Origin of the sequence: Nitratireductor pacificus pht-3B, from assembly GCF_000300335.1 — a bacterium.
GTDB classification, from domain to species: Bacteria; Pseudomonadota; Alphaproteobacteria; order Rhizobiales; family Rhizobiaceae; genus Nitratireductor; species Nitratireductor pacificus.
This window is the reverse complement of sequence record NZ_AMRM01000031.1, coordinates 1-23,515: the sequence shown is the minus strand read 5'-3', so window position 1 is coordinate 23,515 and position 23,515 is coordinate 1. Positions and strand designations below refer to the sequence as shown.

Here is a 23,515-nt window from a genome sequence, read left to right as displayed (position 1 = left end):
GCTGCCGGAAACCTCCCATTAACCGCATTTGTTTACCGTTCACTAAACGTATCGTCATGGTTGCGTCGTCAAGTGCCTGAAAATCAATGCTCCGAACCGGTGAAACAGTGACTGCCCGTACCCGCCGGTTCCGGTTTTCCACGGCGCTGGGCCTCAGCCTTATCGCGCTCGCGGGGCACGCCGGCGCGCAGGAACTCGAGACCGGCCTGCGCGGTCCCGTGCTCGAATCGGAAATCACTGCCATCCTTCAGCCGGGCGCGCAGGTGCGCGCCGCCGATCGCGCCGACCGCGCGCGGCAATCGACCGGCCTTCCGACGCCCAGCTACAGGCCCGCAACGGAAAGTGCCACGGCCGGCGACACCGCCCGGGACGACCGAAGCCTTTTCGGGACGGATGACGCTTCGAACCCGGAAACAGCGTCCTCAAGGTCCACGCGCCGCCCCTCGACGGCGGTGCAACGCGCCCGTCAGAGAAGCGAGCGCAACGCCTATCCGGGCGACGCGACGCCGCCCCGGCCGGAACAGGGCGTCGACCCGTCCGCCACCGGAGCGATCCCGTCGGAGGAGGATGAAGCGGGGGAACGGGAGGCACTGAGGCGTGCCGAGGCGCTCAACCCGCGTACCGGCGCCATCGAGAGCGACTATGCCGCATCCGACGAGGACCCCTACGCTCCCCTCGGCCTGAGGCTTGGAACCTTCACCGTCACGCCCACCCTGGAGCAGGGAATACGCTGGACGTCGAACGCCAATTCAAGCGCCAATGGCCGCGAAGCGGTGCTTTCGGAAACCACGCTGCGGCTGCGCGCCGTTTCCGACTGGTCGCGCCACGCCGCCACCGGCGAAGCCTACGGCATCTACCGGAAATCGGTGTCGGGCGAGGAGACATCGGAACTCGAAGGCGGTCTCAACGGCACGCTGCGCCTCGATCTGGCGGGCGACTACACGGCTCTGGCCAGCCTCGGCTACGCTGTGCGCCCCGAATCGGCATCGGCGCCGGTGATCATCTCCGGCGTCGAGGACCAGCCTCTGCGACATACCATCGACGGCAGCCTCGGCCTCGCCAAGGAGCTTGGCCGGCTGAGGCTCAGCGCAATGGGTTCGGTGACGCGCGAGATCTACGGCGACGCGGACCTGACGGGTGGCGGCACGCTCTCGCAGAAAGAGCGGGACGCCACGCTTGCCGCCTTGCGCCTGCGCGTCGGCTATCAGGTCTCACCCGCCCTGACCCCGTTCGTCGAGGCGGAAATCGGCCGCCGCTTCTACGATCTGAAACAGGACAGCGCCGGCTACGAGCGCTCCGCCAACCGCTATGCCGCGCGCGCCGGCGTGATGCTCGACATCGAGGAGAAACTGTCGGGCGAAGCCTCGCTCGGCTGGATCAGCGAGGATCTGGACGACGACCGGCTCGACACCGTCTCCGGCCTTGCGCTTGCGGCCAGCCTGAACTGGTCGCCCGAGCGCGGAACGACGGTCGGCCTCGACGGCTCCACCACCATCGAGGGCACGACGAATGCCGGCGAAAGCGGTTCGATCCTCTATGCCGCCAACCTGCGCCTCGAACGCCAGATCCGCGCCAATCTCACGGCCGAGGCCGCGGCCGGCGCATCATGGCGTGAATACAATGACGGCGCGCACGACCTGACGCTGAGCGGCCAGGCGGGAATGACCTGGTGGCTTAACCGCACCCTTGGCCTGACGGGGCGCGCCCGCTACGAGACGCGCACCAGCAGCCTGCCGGGCCGCGACTATGACGCCACCAGCGTCTTCCTCGGCATGAGGATGCAGCGCTAGGGTTCGGGACCGACCGGAGCCTGTTCCCGGACGTCGACCCTCAGCGGCGGCCGGTTGAGGCTTCCATGTAGCGCACGATGTGATCCTTGAGGTCCGGGCGCGCCAGCGCAAAGGCAAGATTGGCCTCGACAAACCCTTCCGGCGAACCGCAATCGAAGGTGCGGCCCGTGAAGTGATGGCCGTGGAAGGGCTGTTCGCGCAGCAGCTTCAGCATCGCGTCGGTGAGCTGGATCTCGCCGCCCGCGCCACGCTCCTGACGTTCGAGCAGCGCGAAAATCTCCGGCTGCAGGATGTAGCGGCCGTTGATGTAGAAGTTCGACGGCGCGTCTTCCGGCTTCGGCTTCTCGACCATGGCGTTGATCGCGAAGCCGCCGGCCACCCTCTCGCCGCGCCCAACGATGCCGTATTTGTGGGTCTGCGACGGCTCGCACTCCTCAACCGCCAGGACGTTGCCGCCCGTCTCGTTGAAGAGATCGACCATCTGCTTGAGGCAGCCCGGTTCCGACTGCATGATCATGTCCGGCAGAAGCAGGGCAAACGGTTCGTTGCCGACCAGTTCGCGCGCGCACCACACCGCATGCCCCAGCCCTAACGGCTCCTGCTGGCGGGTGAAGCTCGTCTGGCCCGGCTCGGGCTGCATGCTGCGCAGCCGGTCCAGCACGTCGTCCTTGCCCCGGCGCGCCAGCGTATCGTACAGTTCCACCTGGATATCGAAGTGATCCTCGATAACCGTCTTGTTGCGTCCGGTGACGAATATGAAATGCTCGATCCCGGCCTGACGGGCCTCGTCCACGACATACTGGATCACGGGCTTGTCGACCACCGTCAGCATTTCCTTCGGAACGGCCTTCGTCGCCGGCAGGAAACGCGTACCCAGACCGGCCACGGGAAACACAGCCTTGCGAAGCTTCGTCATGAAAACACCTCCAAAATACCGGGAATAAAGCGATGGACTGCGCTGCTGGCTGATAGCAGCAGCCGATTGATGTTTCCTGAATCAATATGCGGATTTCGCGGCAAGTCCCGACCAAGGTCGTAAGCGGCGGTTAATCGCATGGTAAACGTTTTTCTAACCGCGCGCTGCGATATTCGGGGTAGAGTATTCAGTACGGAGGTCTCGATGTTGTTCCGCCTGCCCGCACGAAACCCGGCTGCCGCCGCGTTGGCGTGTATCGTTTTTCTGTTCGCCGCTCTCCTGCAGCCGGCGCATGCCGACGCCGGTTTCCAGCGTTGGATCGCCCAGTTCCGCAGCACGGCGATGCAGAACGGCATTTCGGGCGCAACCTACGACAGGGCCTTCCGGGGCATCACCGCTCCCGACCCCGAAGTGCTGGAGAAAGCCCGCTATCAGCCGGAGTTCCGCGCCGAGGCATGGGAGTATTTCGACAACCGCGTGCAGCAGGACGCGATCGACACCGGACGCCGCCTGGCGCGCCAGTGGAAGCCGTGGCTCGACCGCATCGAGCAGAAATTCGGCGTCAGCCGCTACGTGCTGCTGGCCATCTGGTCGATCGAATCGAACTATGGCGAGGTGCTGAAGAACGAGCGCGTCATGCGCAGTCTGCCGCGCTCGCTGGCCACGCTCGCCTATGGTGACAAGCGACGCGCCAAGTTCGCCCGTCAGCAGCTCATCGCGGCACTGAAGATCCTGCAGTCGGGCGACATCGATGTCGGCCACCTGACCAGTTCCTGGGCGGGCGCCATGGGACACACGCAGTTCATTCCGACCAGCTATCAGGCCTATGCGGTCGACATGGATGGCGACGGGCGCCGCGACATCTGGAGCTCGGTGCCCGACGCACTGGCGACTGCCGCCAATCTCCTGCGCAAGAACGGCTGGCAGAGCGGCGAGACCTGGGGCTACGAAACGGCGGCCCTGCCGGAGGGACGCAAGTTCCCCGGCGGCAACATGGCGCTCTCCCGCTGGGCATCGATCGGCGTGGTGCGCGCCAACGGCAAGGCCTTTCCCCGCCCGTCCGACAGTGCCGAGCTGAAGCTGCCCGACGGCCGCGCCGGCCCGGTCTTCCTGGTGACGCGCAACTTCAAGGTCATCAAGCGCTACAACAATTCCGACAAATACGCCTTCGCCGTCGGCCTGCTTGCCGACGAGCTGGCCGGCTATGGGGGTCTGGTGCGCGACTGGAACCGCCCGTTCCAGCGGCTGACCTACAGCGAGACCGAGGAACTGCAGAAGCGCCTCGGCATGCTCGGCTATTACGACGGCCCCATCGACGGCAAGATCGGCAGCGGCTCGCGCGAGGCGATCCGCGCATTCCAGGCACGCTCCGGCATGCAGCAGGACGGCCATCCCGGCAAGGAAGTCCTGCAGCGTCTGCGCGGCCAGTAGGCGGCGCAAGCGAGGAAAGGCACTCAGGAAGGTGAGACGGTCAGGAAGATGGAGAAACGGCAGGAACGGTCTGGCGCTTTGCCTGGCCGTGGTGATCGCCATGCCGCTTTTTCCGGATTCCATCGCGCCGGCCAGCGCTCAGGAACAGCGTGAGAAAAGGCGCAATCTTTTCGACTTCCTCTTCGGCGGCGCGCTGCGCGACCGACAGGCCGAACCGCCGGCCAAGCAGCGTGCGCCCCGCCAGAGCAGGCGCGCGACCACGAGCAGCCGCTCCGGCGGCAGCTCTTCGCGTGCCGCCGCGACCCCGCAGCCGCCGCCGGAAGCCAGCGTCGCCAAGCTCGACAATGCCCGTGTCGTTCTGGTCGTCGGGGATTTTCTTGCCGGCGGCCTGTCCGAAGGCCTCGAGGCAGCCTACGCCGAATCGCCCGGCGTTCGCGTCGTCAACCGGAGCAGCGGATCGTCCGGCTTCGTTCGCGACGACTATTACGACTGGAACGCCGAGATCGCGACGATCCTCGATGAGACCAGCCCCACCCTCGTGGTGGTGATGATCGGCTCCAACGACCGCCAGCAGATGGTCGTCGACGGCAAGCGCGAAACCCCGCGCTCCGATGCCTGGCTCCAGGAATACGAGAAACGCGTCGAACGCTTCGCGGGCATACTGGAAGAACGCGGCATCCCGCTGATCTGGACCGGCCTGCCCGCCTTCAAGCTGTCGAGCATGACATCGGACATGCTGGCCTTCAACGACATCTACAAGACGTCCGCGGAAGCGGCCGGCGGGTCCTTCGTCGATATCTGGGAAGGCTTCGTCGACGAGAACGGCGCCTTCGTCTTCAGCGGGCCGGACATGAACGGCCAGCCGGCGCGCCTGCGCGGCAGCGACGGCATCAACCTGACCCGCGCAGGCAAGCGCAAGATCGCCTTCTATGTCGAGAAGCCGCTGAACAAGCTGCTCGGCCAGGCCATATCGCCCGATATCGGCGAGTTGGGCATGGAGAGCCTGCCGGATCTCGTCCTGCATCCGGAGAAGGCGGCGCCGGTGGACCGCACGCTGCCGATCTCCCTCGCCGACCCGGCCCTGGATGGCGGGACGGAACTGCTTGGCGCCGTGGTGCGCCCGACCGGAGAGGCGCAGCCCGATGCGGAGACCGCTCTGCCCGTCGACCAGGCGCCTCGCCCGGGCCGCGCCGACGATTTCTCCGCCAGCGGTTTCACCCGGGACCGCACGGGCTCCGTGGCCCGCGAACCGGTACGGGACGCGCCGGCCCTGCGCTGAGCGGGCTTAGATCTCCGTGCGTCCTGTCGGACGCACAGGAACGATCTAGCGCGGCAGAAGCGAGCTTCCCATCAGGAACGCGTCGATGGAACGGGCTGCCTGCCGCCCCTCGCGGATCGCCCAGACCACCAGCGACTGTCCGCGCCGCACGTCGCCGGCGGCGAACAGACGGTCGATGCTGGTGCGGTAATCCCGGTCGTCAGCCGAGACGTTGACCGAGTTGCGCCGGTCCGTATCGGTCTTCAGGCGCTCGCCGAATTCGCCGAGAACCCCGTCCTCGAGCGGACCGGAGAAGCCGATGGCGATAAAGGCGAGGTCGGCCTTGATGATGAACTCCGTGCCGGCGACCGGCTTACGCTTCTCATCCACCTCGCAGCACTTCACGCCGGTCAGGACGCCGTCCTCGCCGACGAACTCCAGCGTCGCGACCTGAAACTCGCGCTCCGCCCCCTCGGCCTGGCTGGACGAGGTGCGCATCTTGGTCGCCCAGTAGGGCCAGACGGCGAGCTTGTCTTCCTTCTCCGGCGGCCGGGGGCGGATGTCGAGCTGGGTGACCCGGACCGCGCCCTGGCGGAAGGCCGTGCCGACGCAGTCGGATGCGGTGTCGCCGCCGCCGACCACCACCACGTGCTTGCCGCCGGCAAGGATCGGCTCCGACGCCCAGGCGACCGACTGGATGTCCTCGCCGCCGACGCGCCTGTTCTGCTGCACGAGATAGGGCATGGCATCGTGAACGCCTTCGAAATCGGTGCCCGGAATGCCGGCGGGGCGCGGCTTTTCGGAGCCGCCGCAATAGAGCACCGCGTCGTATTCCGCGAGCAGGTCGTCGACCGGCTTGTCGACGCCGACATTAACGCCGCAGTGGAAGGTCACGCCCTCGCCCTGCATCTGCTCGACTCGGCGATCGATGTAGTGCTTCTCGATCTTGAAATCGGGGATGCCGTAGCGCATCAGGCCGCCGGGACGGCTCTCACGCTCGTAGACATGCACCTGGTGCCCGGCGCGGCCGAGCTGCTGCGCGGCCGCCATGCCGGCCGGTCCCGACCCGATGACCGCCACCTTCTTGCCGGTCTTCCGCTCGGGCGGATAGGGCCGCACATAGCCGGCCTCATAGGCCTTGTCGGCGATCGCCTGCTCGACCGTCTTGATGGCGACGGGGACATCCTCGAGGTTCAGCGTACAGGCTTCCTCGCAGGGCGCCGGGCAGATGCGCCCCGTCCATTCGGGAAAATTGTTGGTCGAATGCAGGTTGCGGATCGCCTCGTCCCAGTCGCCATTGTAGACGAGGTCGTTCCAGTCCGGAATCTGGTTGTGCACCGGGCAGCCTGTCGGCCCGTGGCAATAGGGGATGCCGCAATCCATGCAGCGTGCGGCCTGTTTCTCGACCTCCTTGTCCGACATCGGCAGCGTGAATTCGCGGAAGTGGCGAATGCGGTCGGAGGCAGGCTGATACTTGTGCACCTGCCGGTCGATTTCGAGAAACCCTGTAACCTTACCCATCAAGAAAACCTCGTTGTCTAGAGCATTTGCAGTCAGGTGATTCAACCTGACGTCCGCATAAATGCGGAAAAACAAAGAGATAGAGCGTCCTTTATGCGTCCAAATGGACGCATAGCGCTCTATAGCGCGGGAAGTCCGAGGACTTCCTCGCAGCGTGCAATCCAGCCGGTGAGCGCCTTGCGCCCGCCAAGATCGAAACCGCCCTGCGGGGCGAGGCGCGTGTAGCCGAGAAGCGCGATATCGGCGATGGTCATGCCCCCGCCGACGAAGAAATCGCGCTCCTGCAGATGCGTGTCCATCACGTCGAGCGCCCATTGCGCCTTGCCGACCAGAACCGGATCGCGTGCGCCGACGGGCTGCTTCTTGTAGAAGACATGGAAGCGCACCACGGCAACGCAGGGTTCGTGGAAGTTCTGCTCCCAGAACAACCACTGGTCCATTTCCGCCTGGGCGAACGCGTCCTCCGGCAGAAGCGCGCTGCCGCGCGCCAGATAGCGCATGATGGCGTTGGACTGGGCCAGGACACGGCCATCGTCGAGGCGCACCACGGGAATTTGCCCGAGCGGCGACATCGCCAGGAACTCCGGCGTTCGCGTCGCGCCGGCCATGATGTCGAGTTCATGCCAGCGGTATTGCAGGCCGAGATGATCGGCCGTGTACTTCACCTTCAGGCAATTGCCTGAATTCAGGTCGCCAAACAGGTCCATGAAAGCGTCTCCCAAGCCACCTACTCAGCCGCCAGGCCGAGCTTCATCCGCTCCATTTCCTCCAGGGCGCGCCGGTATTCGACCGGCATCACCTTGCGGAATTTCGGACGATAGTCTGCCCAGTGGTCGAGTATGAGCTTGGCGCGCTCGGACCCGGTGAAGTGCAGGTGGTTGGAGATCAGCTGCGCCAGACGTTCCTCGTCATGGCGGGTCATGTCGCCGGAGACGTCGACGCGGCCCTTGTGCGCGATGTCGCCGCCATGGTGGTGCAGCTTCTCAAGGATGTCGTCTTCCTCGGGAACCGGCTCCAGCTCGACCATCGCCATGTTGCAGCGCTCGGCGAAATCGCCCTCCTCGTCGAGCACATAGGCGACGCCGCCCGACATGCCGGCGGCGAAGTTGCGCCCCGTCTGGCCGAGCACGACCACCACGCCGCCCGTCATGTACTCGCAGCCATGGTCGCCGACGCCTTCGACGACCGCGGCCGCACCCGAATTGCGGACGGCGAAGCGCTCGCCGGCCACGCCCCGGAAATAGCACTCGCCTTCCGTCGCGCCGTAGAGGACGGTGTTGCCGACGATGATCGATTCTTCCGCGACGATCTTCGCCTCATCGGCGGGCCGGATGACGATGCGGCCGCCCGAAAGACCCTTGCCGACATAGTCGTTGGCATCGCCCACCAGCGTGAAGGAGACGCCGCGCGCCAGGAAGGCGCCGAACGACTGGCCGGCCGTACCCGTCAGGCGGACGGCGATGGTGTCGTCCTTCAGGCCCTTGTGCCGGTAGCGCTTGGCCACTTCGCCCGAAAGCATGGCGCCGGCCGAGCGGTCGGTGTTGCAGATGGCGACGTCGAGCGAGACCGGCTCGCGCTTCTCGAGCGCCGGCATGGCGCCCTCGATGAGCTTGCGGTCGAGCACGTCGTCGATCGGGTGCTTCTGCCGCTCCGTCCAGCGGATCGCGTCGCGCGACGCGTCCGGCTTGTAGAAGACGCGTCCGAAGTCGAGGCCCCGCGCCTTCCAGTGCGAGATCAGCGCGCTCTTCTCGAGGAGGTCCGACTGGCCGACGATATCGTCGAGCCTGGTGAAGCCCATCTCCGCCAGAAGCTGGCGCACTTCCTCGGCCACGTAGAAGAAGTAGTTGATGACGTGCTCGGGAGTCCCCTTGAAGCGCTTACGCAGGACCGGGTCCTGCGTCGCCACGCCGACCGGGCAGGTATTGAGATGGCACTTGCGCATCATGATGCAGCCGGCCGCGATCAGCGGCGCGGTGGAAAAACCGTATTCGTCCGCGCCCAGAAGCGCGCCGACGATCACGTCGCGACCCGTCCTGAGGCCGCCATCGACCTGCAGGGCGACGCGCGAGCGCAGGCCGTTCAGCACCAGCGTCTGGTGCGTCTCGGCAAGGCCCATCTCCCACGGGCTGCCGGCATGCTTGATCGAGGTCAGCGGCGAAGCGCCGGTACCGCCGTCATAGCCGGAAATGGTGATGTGGTCGGCCCGCGCCTTGGCGACGCCGGCCGCGACCGTGCCGACGCCCACTTCGGAAACGAGCTTGACCGAGACATCGCCCTCGGGATTGACGTTCTTCAGGTCGAAGATCAGCTGCGCCAGATCCTCGATCGAATAGATGTCGTGATGCGGCGGCGGCGAGATCAGGCCGACGCCCTGCGTCGAGTGACGCACCTTGGCGATGGTGGCGTCCACCTTGTGGCCGGGCAACTGCCCGCCCTCGCCCGGCTTGGCGCCCTGCGCCACCTTGATCTGCATCATGTCGGAATTGACGAGATACTCTGCCGTCACGCCGAAGCGGCCGCTGGCCACCTGCTTGATGGCCGAACGCTCGGGATTGGCCGAGCCGTCCGGCATCGGCAGATAGCGGTCGGACTCCTCGCCGCCCTCGCCCGTGTTCGACTTGCCGCCGAGCGCGTTCATGGCGCGCGCCAGCGTCGTGTGCGCCTCACGGCTGATCGAACCGAAGGACATCGCACCCGTCGAGAACCGCTTGACGATCTCCGCAGCCGGCTCCACCGCATCGAGCGAGACGGGCTTGCGCCCGGTATCCTTCGCCGTCTTGATCGAGAACAGGCCACGGATCGACTTCGCGTCCGCCGCCTGGCTGTCGATCAGCTGCGAGAAATCGCGATAGGTCTCCCACGACTTGCCGCGCACGGCGTGCTGCAGCGTGGCGACCGCGTCAGGCGACCAGATATGGGCTTCGCCGCGCACCCGATAATTGTACTCGCCGCCCACTTCCAGCGTGTTGCGCAGCACCGGATCGTCGCTGAAGGCCAGGGCATGGCGCCCGGCCGTTTCGACGGCGATCTCCTCCAGGCCGACGCCCTCGATGGTCGTCGCCGTGCCGGTGAAATACTGCTGGATGAAGTCGCTCTTCAGCCCGACGGCATCGAAGATCTGCGCGCCGCAATAGGACTGGTAGGTGGAGATGCCCATCTTGGACATCACCTTGAGGATGCCCTTGCCGATGGACTTGATGTAGCGCTTGACCACTTCCTGCGCATCGACTTCCGGCGGAAACGCCTTGTCGCGGTGCATGGCGAGCAGCGTGTCGAAGGCGAGATAGGGGTTGATCGCCTCGGCGCCATAGCCCGCCAGGCAGCAGAAGTGATGAACTTCGCGCGGCTCGCCCGATTCGACCACCAGGCCGACCGCGGTGCGCAGGCCCTTGCGGATCAGGTGGTGATGCACCGCCGCCGTCGCCAGAAGCATCGGGATGGCGATGCGATCGGGGCCGATCTGCCGGTCAGACAGGATGATGATGTTGTAGCCGCCGGCCACCGCCGCCTCGGCCCGGTCGCAGACGCGCTCAAGCGCGCCACGCATGCCGGCGTCGCCCTCGCCCGAGGCATAGGTGACGTCGATGGTCTTGGTGTCGAAGCGATCCTCGGTGTGGCCGATGGAGCGGATCTTCTCCAGATCGCCATTGGTCAGGATCGGCTGGCGCACCTCGAGCCGCTTGCGCCGCGAGGACCCGACCAGGTCGAAGATGTTCGGACGCGGGCCGATGAACGACACCAGGCTCATCACCAGTTCCTCGCGGATCGGGTCGATCGGCGGGTTGGTGACCTGGGCGAAGTTCTGCTTGAAATAGGTGTAGAGCAGCTTCGGCTTGTCGGACATGGCCGAGATGGGCGTGTCGGTGCCCATCGAGCCGACGCCTTCCTGGCCGGTCGTGGCCATCGGCGCCATCAGCATCTTGGTGTCTTCCTGCGTGTAGCCGAAGGCCTGCTGCAGGTCGAGCGGCGCCACGTCCCGCCGCAATGCGCGCGGCTCGACGGGCTTCAGGTCTTCCAGGATGAGCTGGGTGTTGTCGAGCCACTTCTTGAAGGGATGCTTGGTCGCGATCTGCGCCTTGACGTCCTCATCGGAGATGATGCGCCCTTCCTGCAGATCGATCAGCAGCATGCGACCCGGCTGCAGGCGCCACTTCCTGACGATCTTCTCTTCGGGCACCACCAGCGCGCCGGCTTCCGACGCCATGATCACCCGGTCGTCGTCGGTGACGACATAGCGCGCCGGACGCAGGCCGTTGCGGTCGAGCGTCGCGCCGATCTGCCGGCCGTCGGTGAAGGCGACTGCAGCGGGTCCGTCCCACGGCTCCATCAACGCCGCATGGTACTCATAGAAGGCCTGCCGCTCGGGGCTCATCAGCCGGTTGCCGGCCCAGGCTTCCGGGATCAGCATCATCATCGCGTGCACGAGGGAGTAGCCGCCCTGGTACAGGAACTCGAGCGCGTTGTCGAAGCAGGCCGTGTCCGACTGCCCCTCGTAGGAAATCGGCCACAGCTTGGAGATGTCGTTGCCGAACAGCTCCGAATCGACCGACGCCTGGCGCGCCGCCATCCAGTTGACGTTGCCGCGCACCGTGTTGATCTCGCCATTGTGCGCGACCATGCGATACGGGTGCGCCAGCTCCCAGGACGGGAAGGTGTTGGTCGAGAAGCGCTGGTGCACGAGCGCCAGGGCCGTGTCGAAGCGCGGGTCCGAAAGATCCTTGTAGTAGGCGCCGAGCTGATAGGCGAGGAACATGCCCTTGTAGACGATGGTCCGCGCCGACATGGAGACGGTGTAGAAGCCGTTGCCGCGCCCGCCGGTCTCCTCGTAGATCTTGCCGGAGATCACCTTGCGCAGGATGTAGAGCCGCCGCTCGAAATCCTCGTCGTCGGTGATCCCTTCGCCGCGGGCGATGAAGACCTGGCGATGCACCGGCTCGGAAGCGGCGATGTCGGGTGCCTTCGACAGGCAGGAATTGTCGACGGGAACGTCACGGAAGCCGATCAGCACCTGACCTTCCGAGCGCACCACCTCGGCGATCACCTCGTCGATATGGGCGCGCAGCGCGCTGTCACGCGGCATGAACAGGTGCCCGACGCCGTAATGGCCGGCCTCCGGCAGCGTCACGCCGCGTGCAGCCCACTCCTCGCGGAACAGGCGATCGGGAATCTGCATCAGCATGCCGGCGCCGTCGCCGACCAGCGGGTCGGCGCCCACCGCGCCGCGATGGGTCAGGTTCTCCAGCATCGCCAGGCCATCGCGGACGATGCCGTGTGAGCGATGGCCCTTCAGATGCGCGACAAAGCCGACGCCGCAAGAATCGCGCTCGTTGCGCGGGTCGTAGAGCCCCTGCGCGGCCGGCACGCCATTGATCGAGCCTGCCGCGGCAGACGTTCGCAGACCGGTCGTTTTCGTGCGTTTGACGGCTGCCGTCCCTGCCTGCCCAGCGGGTTCAAACCCAATCGACAAAGATGGCGTCATGTCCGTCATCGCAACTTCCTTCTTGTGTTCTGCCCGCGGGTCCAGCCCCGGCGGTCGTTCAGTCGCCGGAGAGCCGCCAGGGCCATCCGGTGTTTGTGCACGGCATATCCTTTTTAGAAGCCGGAGGAACGCTGACCGGTCCGCTCCGGCGCGCTTCTTTTAACTGGGCGGCGCGTTCTTGCCAAACGCGATCATCACTCCGACGCCGTCGGACCACCTGCCTCGCACCGTTCATCCGGCACATTACCACGACCGACAGGGCCGATTGTAACGCAGAATCCGGAATCATTGCTCGAATAAATAAGACAGCACTGCTGTCCTATTTAGTCAAATGCCAGAAATCGGCGCACGATACAAGACGGAAACGCAAAAATTTTGCATCGGACAGGAAAGAAAGTTTCCAGCGAAGCGAGGCAAGCGAAACTTTCGGTCCACGGTGCGATCGGGAGCCGCTGCGCCAAAGGAAGTGGCCGAAAGGGCCTTGCGGGCGGGCGGACATGCTGCTCATTGTCGCGACCAGGCCGCTCGTGAACGAACCAGCAGGGGGAAATCGCCAGTCATGAACTTCGCATCGGACAACTGGGCGGGCGCCCACCCGAAAGTCGCCGCAGCGCTTTCGGAGCACGCGGGCGGCTATACCATGGCTTATGGCGCAAGCGAACTGGACCGCCAGGTCGAGCAAACGTTCAGCGAAATCTTCGAACGCGATGTCGCCGTCTTCTTCGTCGGGACGGGCACGGCAGCCAATGCCCTTTCCCTCACCTGGGCATCGCGCCCCGGCGGGGTCGCGTTCTGCCACACGGAGGCTCACGCCATCGAGGACGAGGCAGGCGCGCCGGAATATTTCACCGGCGGCGCACGGCTGAAGGTCGTTCCCGGGCCGCACGGCCGTATGGATCCAACTGCGCTGGACGCCGCGATCCGCGAATACCCAGCGCAGTTCGTCCACGCCGGCCAGCCCATGGCGGTTTCCATCACGCAGGCCACCGAGATCGGGACCATCTACCCGCTCGACCGGATTGCCGAGATCGGCGATGTCTGCCGCAATCACGGCCTCCCCCTTCATCTGGATGGCGCGCGCTTCGCCAACGCGCTGGTTGCCCTGGACACGTCCCCGGCCGAGATGACCTGGAAGCGCGGCGTCGATATCCTCTCCTTCGGCGGCACGAAGAACGGCTGCTGGTGTGCCGAGGCCGTCGTCGTGCTCGACCCGGCCAGGGCGCGCGACATGCCCATCCTGCGCAAGCGTGCGGCTCATCTGTTCTCGAAATCCCGCTTCATCGCCGCCCAGTTCCATGCCTATTTCGAGGACGGGCTGTGGCTCGAAACCGCCCGCCACGCCAACGCTATGGCGCAGCTGCTGGCGGCAGGGATCGAGGCGAACGCCGCCATGCGGCTCGCCTGGCAGGCCGAGGCGAACGAGGTTTTCGCGGTGATCGACAAATCGACCGCCGAACGGGCGCAGGCAGCCGGCGCGCGCTTTCATGCCTGGAAGATGCCGCAGGCCTGCGACCTTGCGCTGGCGCCCGGCGAGGCCCTGTACCGCTTCGTCACCAGCTTCGCCACGCACCCCGAGGACATCGAGGCGTTCCTGCGCACGGCCGGCGCGAACCGGTAACGACAGCCTTCACGGCCATGTGATCCTCGCTCGCGCGCGCTTGATTTCCAAGTGAGCGGCCCCTCTGGAAGAAACATGGCGCCGGGCATATTCCGGCGTCAGATGACCCCTAGAGGAGAATTCCATGTCCACGAAAATCGCATTCAGCGCCGCCTATATCGCCGGCACCGTCGCGGCAGCGCTGTCGGCTGGCACGCTTGCCACGACCACGGCTGCCCAGGCGCAGGAAAAGGAGAAGTGCTACGGCGTGTCCATGGCCGGCAAGAACGACTGCGCGGCCGGTCCCGGCACCACCTGCGCCGGCACCTCCAAGGTAGACTACCAGGGCAATGCCTGGACCTATGTCGATTCCGGCACCTGCACCACCATGGAGCTGCCCGGAGACCGCATGGGATCGCTGGAGCCTCTCGAGCGCGACATGCCGTCCTGATCGGCTCGTAACGACCGCAGACTGAAATGCCGGGAGGTGCATGATGGCAGGCGAAGACGCAATCCAGTCCGGGGCCCAGTCCGGGGCCCAGTCCGGGCCCCAATCCGCAGACCTGAACCGCTTCCCGGCATTCGACCCCGCCGGCCGCGCCGGCGCGAGCTTCAAGCCGCAGCATTTCGAGGCGATCGCGGCCGATCCCGCCGCCATCGGCTTCCTCGAGGTGCACGCGGAGAACTACATGGGCGCCGGCGGTCCGCCGCACGCGGCGCTGAGCGCAATCCGCAATCTGCTGCCGGTCTCGCTGCATGGCGTCTGCATGTCCATCGGCGGCCTGGAGCCGCTCGACAGGACGCATCTGGCACGCTTCGCCGGGCTCGTGCGACGCTACGAGCCGTTTCTGGTCTCCGAGCATCTCGCCTGGTCGACCCATGACGACGTGTTCTTCAACGATCTGCTTCCCCTGCCCTACACCGGTGAGACGCTGGCCCGTGTCTGCGCGCACATCGACCAGGTGCAGGAGGCGATCAGCCGCCCGATGCTACTCGAAAACCCGTCTACCTATGTGCTGTTCGCCCAATCCACATGGGCGGAGACCGATTTCCTGCGCGAGATCGTCAGGCGGACGGGCTGCGGCCTGCTGCTCGACATCAACAACGTGTTCGTTTCGGCAACCAATCACGGTTTCAGCGCCATGGAGTATCTGGCGGACTTCCCGCTGGATCACGTGGGCGAAATCCACCTGGCCGGCCATGACGAGCAGGAGGACGACGAAGGCGCTCCCCTGCTGATCGACAGCCACGACAGGCCGGTCGCCGACCCGGTCTGGGCGCTATACGAACGGGTCCTCCGCCAGTGCGGACCGATCACCACGCTCGTCGAATGGGACGCGGACGTTCCCGAATGGCCCGTCCTGCAGTCCGAGGCAGCCGCCGCCGAGCGCATTCTTCACGATTGCCGCGGGGCGGCAACCCGGAGCACGGCGTCCCATGCGCTCCAGGCCTGACAACGGCGCAGCGCCGCGGCCACCCTTCGAGGCGGCGTTCGGCCGCGTGATCCTGGAGCCTGACCGGCCCGAGCCCGACTTCGTCGTCGGGCCGCGCGGCAAGGCGGCATCCAGGCGCTTCGACGTCTACCGCAACAACGTCACCCACAGTCTGGTCACCGCGCTGGAGGAGATCTTTCCTGCGGTGGCGCTTATCCTCGGCGAGCGGAACTTCCGCATGATCGCCCGCGATTTCGTGCGCGCCAGCCCGCCCCGTTCGCGTCTGGTCTTCGAATATGGAGAGGGGTTCGCCGCGCATCTGGCGGGGTTCGATCCGATCCGGCATCTCGCCTACCTGCCCGACGTGGCGCGCCTCGAACGTGCCTGGCTGGACGCCTACCACGCCGCCGACGAGGCGCCGCTCTCGCCCGGCGCAGTCGGCGCCCTGTCGCCGGAGGCGCTGGCCTCTGCGCATTTCACGCCCCATCCGGCCATGCGGCTCATCCGATCCGACTATGCCGTGCACACGATCTTCGTCGCCCACCGCACCGGCCCGATGCCGGAGCGCATCGACGCGGGCATCGCCGAGAGCGTCCTCGTCACCCGTCCCGCCCTCCAGGTCGAACTGCGCCATGTGCAGCCGGGCGAGGCTGTGTTCCTGCTTGCCCTGCGCGACGGCGCGACGCTTCAGGAAGCAGCCGAATGCGCAGTCCTAGGCAACCCGTCCTTCGATCTGGCGGGTGCGATCGGCCTTCTCCTCTCAAGCGGCGCCTTCAGCGCCTGCCAACCCGCCACCCATAGCGAGGACTGATACCGTGCTTTCACTTGCTCACGCCGTCGCGGCCCTTCACGCACGCGTCTTTTTCTCTGTAGAGAAGCTGCTGGACGGCTGGTTTCTCAGCCTTGCCGCGCGCTTCTTCTTCCTTGCTGTCCTGTACTTCTATTTCCTCAATTCCGCCCGGACGAAGGTCGGCGAAGGCATTCTCGGCTTCTTTCAGGTCTCCGACGGTGCCTATTATCAGATCGTCCTCCCGGCGGTCGAAGCTGCCGGCGGCAATGTGTCGAATGTCGCCTTCATCCCCTGGGGGCTGACCGTCTGGGCCGGCACCTATGCGGAATTCATCCTGCCGCTGCTGATCGTCATCGGCCTGTTCACCCGCGTGGCGGCGCTCGGCATGATCTGCTTCGTGCTCGTCCAGTCCTATGTCGACATCGTGGTTCACAAGGTCGGAGCGGAAACGGCGGGCGCCTGGTTCGATCGCTTCTCGGATGGCCTGATCTGGGATCAGCGGACGCTGTGGGTGTTCCTGCTTGCCACGCTTGTGGTCAAGGGCGCCGGCGCGATCTCCCTGGACGCGCTGCTTGCCCGCCGGCGGACGGGCTGAAACGAAAACGGCGCCCCGCGGGGCGCCGCTCGGAAATCTGCGGGACAGCCTGCCTTACGCAGCCTTGGCCTCGATCTTCTTGGCGCCCTTGGCCGAGCCGATCGGAATGCTGCGCGGCTTCATCTCCTCGGGGATGTTGCGCGTCAGATCGATGTGCAGGAGGCCGTTCTCGAGATTGGCGCCCGACACCTCGACATGGTCGGCAAGCTGGAAGCGACGCTCGAAACTGCGCGCGGCAATGCCACGATAGAGCAGTTCACCGCCCTCGCTCTTCTCGCCGGCGTTCTTGTCGCCCTTGATCGTCAGTGCGTTGCGGTGCACCTCGATCGCGATGTCGTCCTGGCCGAAGCCGGCGACGGCCATCGAGATGCGGTAGGCGTCATCGCCCGTGCGCTCGATGTTGTAGGGGGGATAGGTGGTCTGGCCGCCCTCGGGCTGTGCCAGCGTGTCGAGCATGCTGAAAAGCCGGTCGAAACCGACGGTCGAACGGTAAAGCGGGGAAAAATCAACGTGACGCATGGTCTGTTCTCCTGTTGAGCAACATTGCGTTTGACCGATCGCGGAAAACCCCGTGTGGGCGTCTGCCGTCTGGCCAGCGGCCCCATTCTGGCGGCCGCGGAAATCATATGGGTGCCCCAAGAATCCTCTTCAAGTCCCGTTCGTCCGGACGAACGGACAGATGAACGCCCGATGAACGACGGCATCGGATGCCGTTCAGCTTCGTTCACTTATGCTGTGTTCAGTTGTTTGGCGGAAAGACCTCCCGCCTTAGCCTACGCACCGGATGTAACGTCCCTTCCAACCGGTGCGGAACGCCGGAAGCGGTATGACGCCGCTTCCGGCATTCGCGCCCTCCGCGCAAAAGGTCTTTGATTTCCTTGCCTTCCTGCCCGCACGTCACTATCAATCGACCCGAAATGCCGCCCGTCACAAGCGCTTGAGGCAGCCGATTCGCGCATGGCCGATCTTCTTGTCGAGATTCCGCAGAACCCGATTCCCGAAGGAACCGTGACGGGGCGCTTCCAGACCGCAGACGGGCTGGGCCTGCGCTACGCGCGGATCCCGCCCGGCGGCGCGGCGAACCGGGGCACCGTCGTGCTCCTTCCCGGCCGCAACGAGTATATCGAGAAGTATCTCGAGACCGCCGGCGACCTGGCAAGAAGGGGCTACGGCTCGGCCATCGTGGACTGGCGCGGCCAGGGCGGCTCGGACCGGCTGCTGCAGGATCGCGACCGCGGTTACGTCGTCGATTTCGACGACTATGTCCGCGATCTCGACCGGTTCTTCGAGCACGTCATCCTGCCGGACTGCCGCGGCCCCTATTACGTGCTCGCGCATTCGACCGGTGTTCTGATCGCACTCCTGGCGGCCCCAAGCCTTGCCAATCGCGTGCGCCGCATGGTCCTGCTCGCCCCGCTGCTCGGGCTGCCGACCACGCCGCGAATTGCCCTGTGGGTCCGCCGCCTGGCATCCTTCCTCTATATGATCGGCCTCGGAAAGATGTACATGCCGGGACGGCGCGGCCGTGACAAGCTGCCGGCCTTCTCGCCCGCATCGCTGAGCAGCGACCGCGAGCGCTTCGCCCGAAACCGCGCCACCGTCGTCCAGCGGCAGGAACTGGCCATCAACGGACCGACCGTCGCCTGGACGCGTGCCATGTTTCAGGCGATCGACCGGGTCACCGACCCGGCCTTCATGGCGGCGCTCCACATCCCCCTGCTGTTCCTGGCCGCCGGCGCCGACCGCGTGGTCTCCGGACAGGCCATCGAGAACTACGCCAGCCGCCTGCGCAGCGCCTCGCTGCTCACCATCGACGGCGCGCGGCATGAATTGCTGCAGGAAGCCGACATCTACCGCGAACAGGCGCTGGCCGCCTTCTTCGCCTTCATCGACGACGGCGCTTCCACCGGGGCGGCAGCCAGCTCTTATGGCGTGTTGCAATCAGGCAAAACCACCTGACGTCCGCATAAACGCGAAAAACAATGAGATAGCCCCTAGCGCAGAAGCGCCATCGCCTTCTCATGCAGAGCCGGCGTCGCGGCGGCAATGATGTCACCGCCATTCTCGGCGCGCCCGCCCGCCCAGGTGGTGATGACGCCGCCCGCCTGCTCGACGACCGGAATCAGCGCGACGATGTCATAGGGATTAAGGCCGGACTCGATCACCAGATCGACCTGGCCCGCCGCCAGCATCGCGTAGGCGTAGCAATCCGTGCCGTAGCGCGGCAGGCAGACCGCCGCCTCGACCCGGTCATAGGCCGCCCGCCGCAGCGGGTCGAACAGCGCCGGCGTGGTGGTGCACAGAGTGGCGTCGGCGAGCGCGGTCGTGTCGCGCACCCGCAGGCTGCGCGCCCCGCCGGGTCCCTCGTAGCGTGCCCCATCGCCGACCGCGTAGAACAGCTCGCCGGTGAAGGGCTGCGACATCATCCCGGCCACCGCCCGCCCGCCAACGGTCAGCCCGACCAGCGTTCCCCAGAGGGGCAGGCCCGAGATGAAGGCGCGCGTGCCGTCGATCGGGTCGATGATCCAGCGGTGATCGCTGTCTTCGCGTTCGAGGCCGAACTCCTCTCCATGAATCCCGTGCTCCGGAAAGGTCTGTGCGATCAGCGCCCTGATTGCCCGCTCCGCCGCGCGGTCCGCTTCCGTCACCGGGTCGAAGCCCGACGAGAGCTTGTTGTCGACGCGGCCGGGCCGGCGGAAGCGCGGCAGGGTTTCCGCGGCGGCGGCGTCCGCCATACCGCGCATGAAAGCGGGCGGGATCATCATGAAGGGTCTCCTGGGATCTGGCGCGAAAGGCGCCGTGAGCCGACGGCGGGCTGCAGATTGCCTGGCACATACCGCACTGCAATGGTGAACCATTGCTTGACGGTTGACAATTGTGCACCGCAGCATAAACTTCTTCTCAGGCAATCATATTGCCTGACGCCTTTTGGGCGTTTCCTCCCTAGACTTCTGACCGTATCGTCGAGGCGATGCGGTCTTTTTTTGACGGCAGGGAACGGGCGGCATGCCGGGTCATTCCGCAGCCTGCGGAAGATCGACGAAATAGCCGGCGGAAAAGTCCATGAGTTCACGGATGAAATCGGTCAGATCGTCCATCAGCGCGTGAAACCCCGCGGTCTTCTCGAGCGTGCGCTCGTTCATGTACAGGCTGCGGTTGATCTCGATCTGCAAGGCATGCAGCCCCTGCGCGGGGCGGCCGTAGTGCTCGGTGATGAAGCCTCCGGCATAGGGCTTGTTGTGCACCACGCAATAGCCCCGCGCCGATAAGAGGCTGATCACGCAATCGGTCAGCGCGGGCGCCGCCGAAACGCCAAAGCGGTCGCCGATGATGAAATCCGGACGCAGCGACCCCTCCCCCGCGCGAATCCCCGCCGGCATGGAGTGGCAATCGATCAACATGCCGTGGCCGAAGGCGCAATGGGTGTCGATGAGCAGACGTCTCAGACAGGCGTGATAGGGCATGTAGATCGTATCGATGCGCCCGGTCGCTTCCGCCAGCCGCAGCCGGCCGGAATAGATGTCGAGCCCCTCGCCGACCAGTTTCGGCACCGTGCCCAATCCGCCCGCGACGCGCGGCGAGCGGATATTGGCGAATGGCGGCACCGGATCGGAGAACATCCGCGGGTCGAGTTCCCAGGGCTCGCGGTTCACGTCCAGATAGGCCCGGGGAAAGTTCGCCGTCAGCAGCGGCGCGCCGGCGGCGACCGCCCCCGAGAAAAGCTCGTCCACATAACAGTCTTCCGAGCGGCGGATCGTGCCGGCGTCGAGCCGGCTCATCGCCAGGAAACGCCCGGGATAATGGCGGCCGCTATGTGGAGAGTTGAAGACGAAGGGGAACCGTTGCGGTACCGGTCGGCGCACTTCGAATGCGGGAACATGTTCAAAATCCGCAACGGCAGTCATTCGGGTCGACATCTCCGCCAGGCATTGTTTCCTTGAAGCCTGCCACCGGCCAGCGCCCCTGTCCAGCCGGTAGAAGGGCGGGAACGACAGGATTCACTTGATATTTACCACGCGGGAATCATATAGCTGATCATACTGAAGCGGTTTGCGGGACGCCGCTCTTGCACAATTCGGACGGCACAATGGCACGTATTCTCCTGGCGGAAGACGACAACGACATGCGGCGCTTTCTGGTGAAAGCGCTTGAACGGGCGGGCTATGAGGTCGTCGATTTCGACAACGGGGCCGGAGCCTATGAGCGGCTGCGCGAGGAACCCTTCTCGCTGCTGCTCACGGACATCGTCATGCCGGAGATGGACGGCATCGAACTCGCGCGCAGGGCGACCGAGATCGACCCGGACCTGAAGGTGATGTTCATCACCGGGTTTGCCGCCGTGGCCCTCAATCCCGATTCCAACGCGCCGCGCGACGCGAAGGTTCTTTCCAAGCCGTTCCACCTGCGCGATCTGGTGAACGAGGTCGAGAAGCTGCTGCAGGCGGCATAGGGTCCGGGAGCGCCTCCTGGAGCGCTTTGGGGAAGCCGCGAAATCACCGCAATCTCCCTATTGACGCCAGCCGCGAAACTGTGGTCTATGCGCGGCGTCGGATGGGCGTGTAGCTCAGCGGGAGAGCACTACGTTGACATCGTAGGGGTCACAGGTTCAATCCCTGTCACGCCCACCATCCAAGCTCCTGAAACTGCAAAATTTCTCGGCTCGACCGAGAGGCGAATTTCCGCCGAGTGCAACGCAGGTGGCACGCAGACCTGATACGAATTGTTCAAATCGGCCTTGCGATACCTGAAAGAAGGCCCCAGCTCGGCAAAATAGTCGTCGATCGCCCGACTGCCTGTCGCCATGTAGTCAGGGTCGAATCTGGCATAGACCTCAGTAACGCCAACCGCTTTGTGACCGAGCAGCCCTTGAACCTCCCATGCGGGCACGCCACGCCGACGAAGCTCCGCCGCCATGGTATGACGTAGGCTGTAAGGCGTGACCTCCTTGGGTAGGCCAGCCTCCTTTACCATCGTTGCAAAGACTTTCTTGATGCTTTTGATCGGTTTTCCATGCCAATTCACGAATCGCTCTAGGTCCCGAGCTTTTAAGTACGGCAATAGGGTTTCCGTGATTGGGACGACGGGGCGCCGTTTCTTGGTTTGCTTGCGCCCAGGCGGATTAAGCTCGATCCGCCGGATTTCCAAATCGACTTGCCTCGGTGATAGGTCCAGAACCGCATCGGGCCGAGCAAGGGTGTTAAGAGCGATCATGCAAAAAGTATGTAGATGCGGCCACTTCCTCGCGGTCGTCAGAAGTCGCCGCATTTCGTCGAGAGTTAGGCGGTAGCGTTCCGTCTGATCACTGCGATCCGGTTCATCGATAATGAAGGGAGCGGATTTGATTTCCTGCCGCTTCCAAGCACGATTGACCGCAGCGCGCCCGACCGAGAGAACCCGGGAGACGTAGGCGTTTTTATAGCCTCTGTCCTTCAGCCAAATGACGAATGCTTCCTGCCTGTCGATCGTAAGATCCGCAATGGTCGCTTCGCCCCAATACTCGTTCCAAAGCGCAAGCCCATGTTTCGCTTGTTCATGGCTGGCGATCCGAACAAGGCGACCTTGACCGTCGAGCTTGCAGACATGTCCGTGCCAATAACGCAGCAGCACTTCAGCTAGCGGCGTGTCGGCAGGTTCCTGGTTCTGAACACGAGCATTTTTTGCCACAAACTCGGCTAGGAGGACCTGGGCTTCCCGAAGGTCCGCTGTGCCGAGCGAAATGCGCTTTGTTTGTCGGGCAGCGGCGTCGAACCAGGTCGCGTACCATCTCTGCGAACGCGGGCGCTGAGAGAGCCAGTACCCGGCAATTTCTCCGATCCGCTCTCGCTTTTCGCGCATGCTTTGACCGTCCTGCTTTCGATATATTCCAGTAGAATCTGTTCAGTGTATCGATATCGGCCGCCCACCTTCAAGTAACCGATGTCGCCTCGCTTTCGCATCCGTTGAAGCGTGTCGTTCGACACGCCCAATGCTTTCGCGGCTTCTCCTTCCGACATTGGTTGTTGAAATTTTGCAACTGTCATGACTGCCTCGTCGGTCTTGGCTCAGCCCTTCTTCCAGTCGTCGGTCTTCGGAAGGCCCTCACGTCTCGCCTTCACAAAAGCCCGGTCGCTATCAAGAAAAGTCGCAAGCATGAAAGGAATGAGCTCTGTGACGGATTCGGCTTCGCCATAGGTATTACGGTACATCGATGCATAATCATGGAGCGCCTGGTTCAGCTCGGCGTCGACGGTTATGGTAATCTTCGCGGGCGAGCGGTCGGGCAGTTTTCCAAGCTTCAGGTTAGTCATTGATAGTCCTTCTCCGGGCTAATTCCACACATGGAAGTCAGCCTCGGAACGGCCGCAACAAGACGTCCTTGTGGACGATGACGCGCAGCGGCCAGCCGGGGCGGACGGTGATGGTAGGCTGGATGTTCAGGTTCTTTTCGGTGATGCGTTGACCGGCACGGTTGACGTTCTGTTGGGTGGACTCGCGGATGGCGCGGACCAGATCGCTTTCGTCCTGGCCGAGGCTCAGTTCAGTGCCAACGCCGAGCAGAGTTGCAAGTGCGATACCCTTGATCAGCCGCCATGTATGGAAATCGACCTTGTCCTCGAGCCCGGCATAACCGGCCGTGTCGGTGGCAGGTAGGTTGTCGATCTTGATGGACGAGCCGTCGGGCAGCAGGATGCGCTGCCAGATTGTCAATCGGCTCGGAATGGGGAC

Annotated in this window: 21 protein-coding genes and 1 tRNA gene; 11 read left to right on the top strand and 11 right to left on the bottom strand. The window is 64.8% G+C overall.

From position 1 onward, the window contains the following. The first annotated feature begins 107 nt into the window (after nucleotides 1-107). Nucleotides 108-1,790, top strand: coding sequence for an outer membrane beta-barrel protein (locus NA2_RS20250; RefSeq protein WP_244423688.1), 1,683 nt, complete (start codon nucleotides 108-110; stop codon nucleotides 1,788-1,790). A 40-nt stretch (nucleotides 1,791-1,830) separates the two neighbouring features. On the opposite strand, the gene galU is transcribed toward NA2_RS20250, so the two are convergent. Further along, nucleotides 1,831-2,706 carry a UTP--glucose-1-phosphate uridylyltransferase GalU gene (gene galU, locus NA2_RS20245; protein WP_008599129.1) on the bottom strand — a complete coding sequence of 292 codons (876 nt, stop codon included), beginning with the start codon at nucleotides 2,704-2,706 and terminating at the stop codon, nucleotides 1,831-1,833. A gap of 204 nt (nucleotides 2,707-2,910) precedes the next feature. Between galU and NA2_RS20240 the strand changes: the two genes are divergently transcribed. Then, nucleotides 2,911-4,137 (top strand): lytic murein transglycosylase, encoded by a 1,227-nt coding sequence (locus NA2_RS20240; protein WP_040678829.1) that lies wholly within the window; start codon nucleotides 2,911-2,913, stop codon nucleotides 4,135-4,137. Between the two features lie 100 nt (nucleotides 4,138-4,237). Next, on the top strand, nucleotides 4,238-5,416 hold the full coding sequence (locus NA2_RS20235) for an SGNH/GDSL hydrolase family protein (protein WP_157188344.1): 1,179 nt from the start codon (nucleotides 4,238-4,240) through the stop codon (nucleotides 5,414-5,416). 45 nt (nucleotides 5,417-5,461) lie between these two features. Here NA2_RS20235 and NA2_RS20230 read toward each other — a convergent pair whose 3' ends face one another. From NA2_RS20230 to gltB, 3 genes are all read right to left on the bottom strand, one after another. Then, nucleotides 5,462-6,916, bottom strand: coding sequence for a glutamate synthase subunit beta (locus NA2_RS20230; protein WP_008599126.1), 1,455 nt, complete (start codon nucleotides 6,914-6,916; stop codon nucleotides 5,462-5,464). Between the two features lie 119 nt (nucleotides 6,917-7,035). Beyond that, nucleotides 7,036-7,623 carry a glutathione S-transferase family protein gene (locus NA2_RS20225; protein WP_008599125.1) on the bottom strand — a complete coding sequence of 196 codons (588 nt, stop codon included), beginning with the start codon at nucleotides 7,621-7,623 and terminating at the stop codon, nucleotides 7,036-7,038. A 20-nt stretch (nucleotides 7,624-7,643) separates the two neighbouring features. Next, nucleotides 7,644-12,404, bottom strand: coding sequence for a glutamate synthase large subunit (gltB, locus tag NA2_RS20220; RefSeq protein WP_008599124.1), 4,761 nt, complete (start codon nucleotides 12,402-12,404; stop codon nucleotides 7,644-7,646). A gap of 550 nt (nucleotides 12,405-12,954) precedes the next feature. Here gltB and NA2_RS20215 point away from each other — a divergent pair. The 5 genes from NA2_RS20215 to NA2_RS20195 all read left to right on the top strand — a co-directional run bounded on the left by NA2_RS20215 (nucleotide 12,955) and on the right by NA2_RS20195 (nucleotide 16,810). Then, nucleotides 12,955-14,013 (top strand): threonine aldolase family protein, encoded by a 1,059-nt coding sequence (locus NA2_RS20215; RefSeq protein ID WP_008599123.1) that lies wholly within the window; start codon nucleotides 12,955-12,957, stop codon nucleotides 14,011-14,013. 124 nt (nucleotides 14,014-14,137) lie between these two features. Beyond that, nucleotides 14,138-14,443 carry a BufA1 family periplasmic bufferin-type metallophore gene (locus NA2_RS20210; protein WP_008599122.1) on the top strand — a complete coding sequence of 102 codons (306 nt, stop codon included), beginning with the start codon at nucleotides 14,138-14,140 and terminating at the stop codon, nucleotides 14,441-14,443. Nucleotides 14,444-14,483: 40 nt separating this feature from the next. Next, nucleotides 14,484-15,446, top strand: coding sequence for an MNIO family bufferin maturase (gene bufB / locus NA2_RS20205; RefSeq protein WP_008599121.1), 963 nt, complete (start codon nucleotides 14,484-14,486; stop codon nucleotides 15,444-15,446). Further along, entirely contained in the window at nucleotides 15,430-16,236 is an 807-nt protein-coding gene (locus tag NA2_RS20200; RefSeq protein WP_008599120.1) for an HvfC/BufC N-terminal domain-containing protein, read from the top strand. Before bufB ends, NA2_RS20200 begins: the two co-directional genes overlap by 17 nt. Before the next feature lie 4 nt (nucleotides 16,237-16,240). Continuing rightward, entirely contained in the window at nucleotides 16,241-16,810 is a 570-nt protein-coding gene (locus NA2_RS20195) for a DoxX family protein (protein WP_008599119.1), read from the top strand. Nucleotides 16,811-16,864: 54 nt separating this feature from the next. Here NA2_RS20195 and NA2_RS20190 read toward each other — a convergent pair whose 3' ends face one another. After that, nucleotides 16,865-17,329 (bottom strand): Hsp20 family protein, encoded by a 465-nt coding sequence (locus NA2_RS20190; protein WP_008599118.1) that lies wholly within the window; start codon nucleotides 17,327-17,329, stop codon nucleotides 16,865-16,867. A 438-nt stretch (nucleotides 17,330-17,767) separates the two neighbouring features. On the opposite strand from NA2_RS20190, the gene NA2_RS20185 reads away from it, so the two are divergent. Then, nucleotides 17,768-18,769, top strand: a complete 1,002-nt coding sequence (locus NA2_RS20185) for an alpha/beta fold hydrolase (RefSeq protein ID WP_008599117.1) — start codon at nucleotides 17,768-17,770, stop codon at nucleotides 18,767-18,769. 35 nt (nucleotides 18,770-18,804) lie between these two features. On the opposite strand, the gene hisN is transcribed toward NA2_RS20185, so the two are convergent. Then, entirely contained in the window at nucleotides 18,805-19,575 is a 771-nt protein-coding gene (gene hisN, locus NA2_RS20180) for a histidinol-phosphatase (RefSeq protein WP_008599116.1), read from the bottom strand. Nucleotides 19,576-19,824: 249 nt separating this feature from the next. Further along, nucleotides 19,825-20,715, bottom strand: coding sequence for an N-formylglutamate amidohydrolase (locus NA2_RS20175; RefSeq protein ID WP_081582742.1), 891 nt, complete (start codon nucleotides 20,713-20,715; stop codon nucleotides 19,825-19,827). Between the two features lie 182 nt (nucleotides 20,716-20,897). Between NA2_RS20175 and cpdR the strand changes: the two genes are divergently transcribed. Together cpdR and NA2_RS20165 are read left to right on the top strand one after the other, a co-directional pair. Beyond that, on the top strand, nucleotides 20,898-21,260 hold the full coding sequence (cpdR, locus tag NA2_RS20170) for a cell cycle two-component system response regulator CpdR (protein WP_008599113.1): 363 nt from the start codon (nucleotides 20,898-20,900) through the stop codon (nucleotides 21,258-21,260). Between the two features lie 103 nt (nucleotides 21,261-21,363). Next, a tRNA-Val gene (locus NA2_RS20165) sits at nucleotides 21,364-21,438 on the top strand. On the opposite strand, the gene NA2_RS22495 is transcribed toward NA2_RS20165, so the two are convergent. The 4 genes from NA2_RS22495 to NA2_RS20155 form a co-directional block, all read right to left on the bottom strand. Further along, nucleotides 21,389-22,417, bottom strand: a complete 1,029-nt coding sequence (locus NA2_RS22495) for a tyrosine-type recombinase/integrase (RefSeq protein ID WP_420798721.1) — start codon at nucleotides 22,415-22,417, stop codon at nucleotides 21,389-21,391. The genes NA2_RS20165 and NA2_RS22495 overlap by 50 nt on opposite strands. Before the next feature lie 65 nt (nucleotides 22,418-22,482). Then, entirely contained in the window at nucleotides 22,483-22,803 is a 321-nt protein-coding gene (locus tag NA2_RS22490; protein WP_420798720.1) for a helix-turn-helix domain-containing protein, read from the bottom strand. Between the two features lie 48 nt (nucleotides 22,804-22,851). Next, on the bottom strand, nucleotides 22,852-23,097 hold the full coding sequence (locus tag NA2_RS20160) for a DUF2274 domain-containing protein (RefSeq protein WP_008599111.1): 246 nt from the start codon (nucleotides 23,095-23,097) through the stop codon (nucleotides 22,852-22,854). A 37-nt stretch (nucleotides 23,098-23,134) separates the two neighbouring features. Then, the coding region (locus tag NA2_RS20155; protein WP_192814197.1) for a TraB/TrbI/VirB10 family type IV secretion system protein at nucleotides 23,135-23,515 on the bottom strand (381 nt) is incomplete at its 5' end.

What these genes read in the sequence shown, in the direction of transcription:
- galU (WP_008599129.1), bottom strand. Translation starts at nt 2,706, where the DNA reads ATGACGAAGCTTCGCAAGGCTGTGTTTCCCGTGGCCGGTCTGGGTACG.
- NA2_RS20240 (WP_040678829.1), top strand. Translation starts at nt 2,911, where the DNA reads ATGTTGTTCCGCCTGCCCGCACGAAACCCGGCTGCCGCCGCGTTGGCG.
- NA2_RS20235 (WP_157188344.1), top strand. Translation starts at nt 4,238, where the DNA reads ATGCCGCTTTTTCCGGATTCCATCGCGCCGGCCAGCGCTCAGGAACAG.
- NA2_RS20230 (WP_008599126.1), bottom strand. Translation starts at nt 6,916, where the DNA reads ATGGGTAAGGTTACAGGGTTTCTCGAAATCGACCGGCAGGTGCACAAG.
- NA2_RS20225 (WP_008599125.1), bottom strand. Translation starts at nt 7,623, where the DNA reads ATGGACCTGTTTGGCGACCTGAATTCAGGCAATTGCCTGAAGGTGAAG.
- gltB (WP_008599124.1), bottom strand. Translation starts at nt 12,404, where the DNA reads ATGACGGACATGACGCCATCTTTGTCGATTGGGTTTGAACCCGCTGGG.
- NA2_RS20215 (WP_008599123.1), top strand. Translation starts at nt 12,955, where the DNA reads ATGAACTTCGCATCGGACAACTGGGCGGGCGCCCACCCGAAAGTCGCC.
- NA2_RS20210 (WP_008599122.1), top strand. Translation starts at nt 14,138, where the DNA reads ATGTCCACGAAAATCGCATTCAGCGCCGCCTATATCGCCGGCACCGTC.
- bufB (WP_008599121.1), top strand. Translation starts at nt 14,484, where the DNA reads ATGATGGCAGGCGAAGACGCAATCCAGTCCGGGGCCCAGTCCGGGGCC.
- NA2_RS20200 (WP_008599120.1), top strand. Translation starts at nt 15,430, where the DNA reads ATGCGCTCCAGGCCTGACAACGGCGCAGCGCCGCGGCCACCCTTCGAG.
- NA2_RS20190 (WP_008599118.1), bottom strand. Translation starts at nt 17,329, where the DNA reads ATGCGTCACGTTGATTTTTCCCCGCTTTACCGTTCGACCGTCGGTTTC.
- NA2_RS20185 (WP_008599117.1), top strand. Translation starts at nt 17,768, where the DNA reads ATGGCCGATCTTCTTGTCGAGATTCCGCAGAACCCGATTCCCGAAGGA.
- hisN (WP_008599116.1), bottom strand. Translation starts at nt 19,575, where the DNA reads ATGATGATCCCGCCCGCTTTCATGCGCGGTATGGCGGACGCCGCCGCC.
- NA2_RS20175 (WP_081582742.1), bottom strand. Translation starts at nt 20,715, where the DNA reads ATGACTGCCGTTGCGGATTTTGAACATGTTCCCGCATTCGAAGTGCGC.
- cpdR (WP_008599113.1), top strand. Translation starts at nt 20,898, where the DNA reads ATGGCACGTATTCTCCTGGCGGAAGACGACAACGACATGCGGCGCTTT.
- NA2_RS22490 (WP_420798720.1), bottom strand. Translation starts at nt 22,803, where the DNA reads ATGTCGGAAGGAGAAGCCGCGAAAGCATTGGGCGTGTCGAACGACACG.
- NA2_RS20160 (WP_008599111.1), bottom strand. Translation starts at nt 23,097, where the DNA reads ATGACTAACCTGAAGCTTGGAAAACTGCCCGACCGCTCGCCCGCGAAG.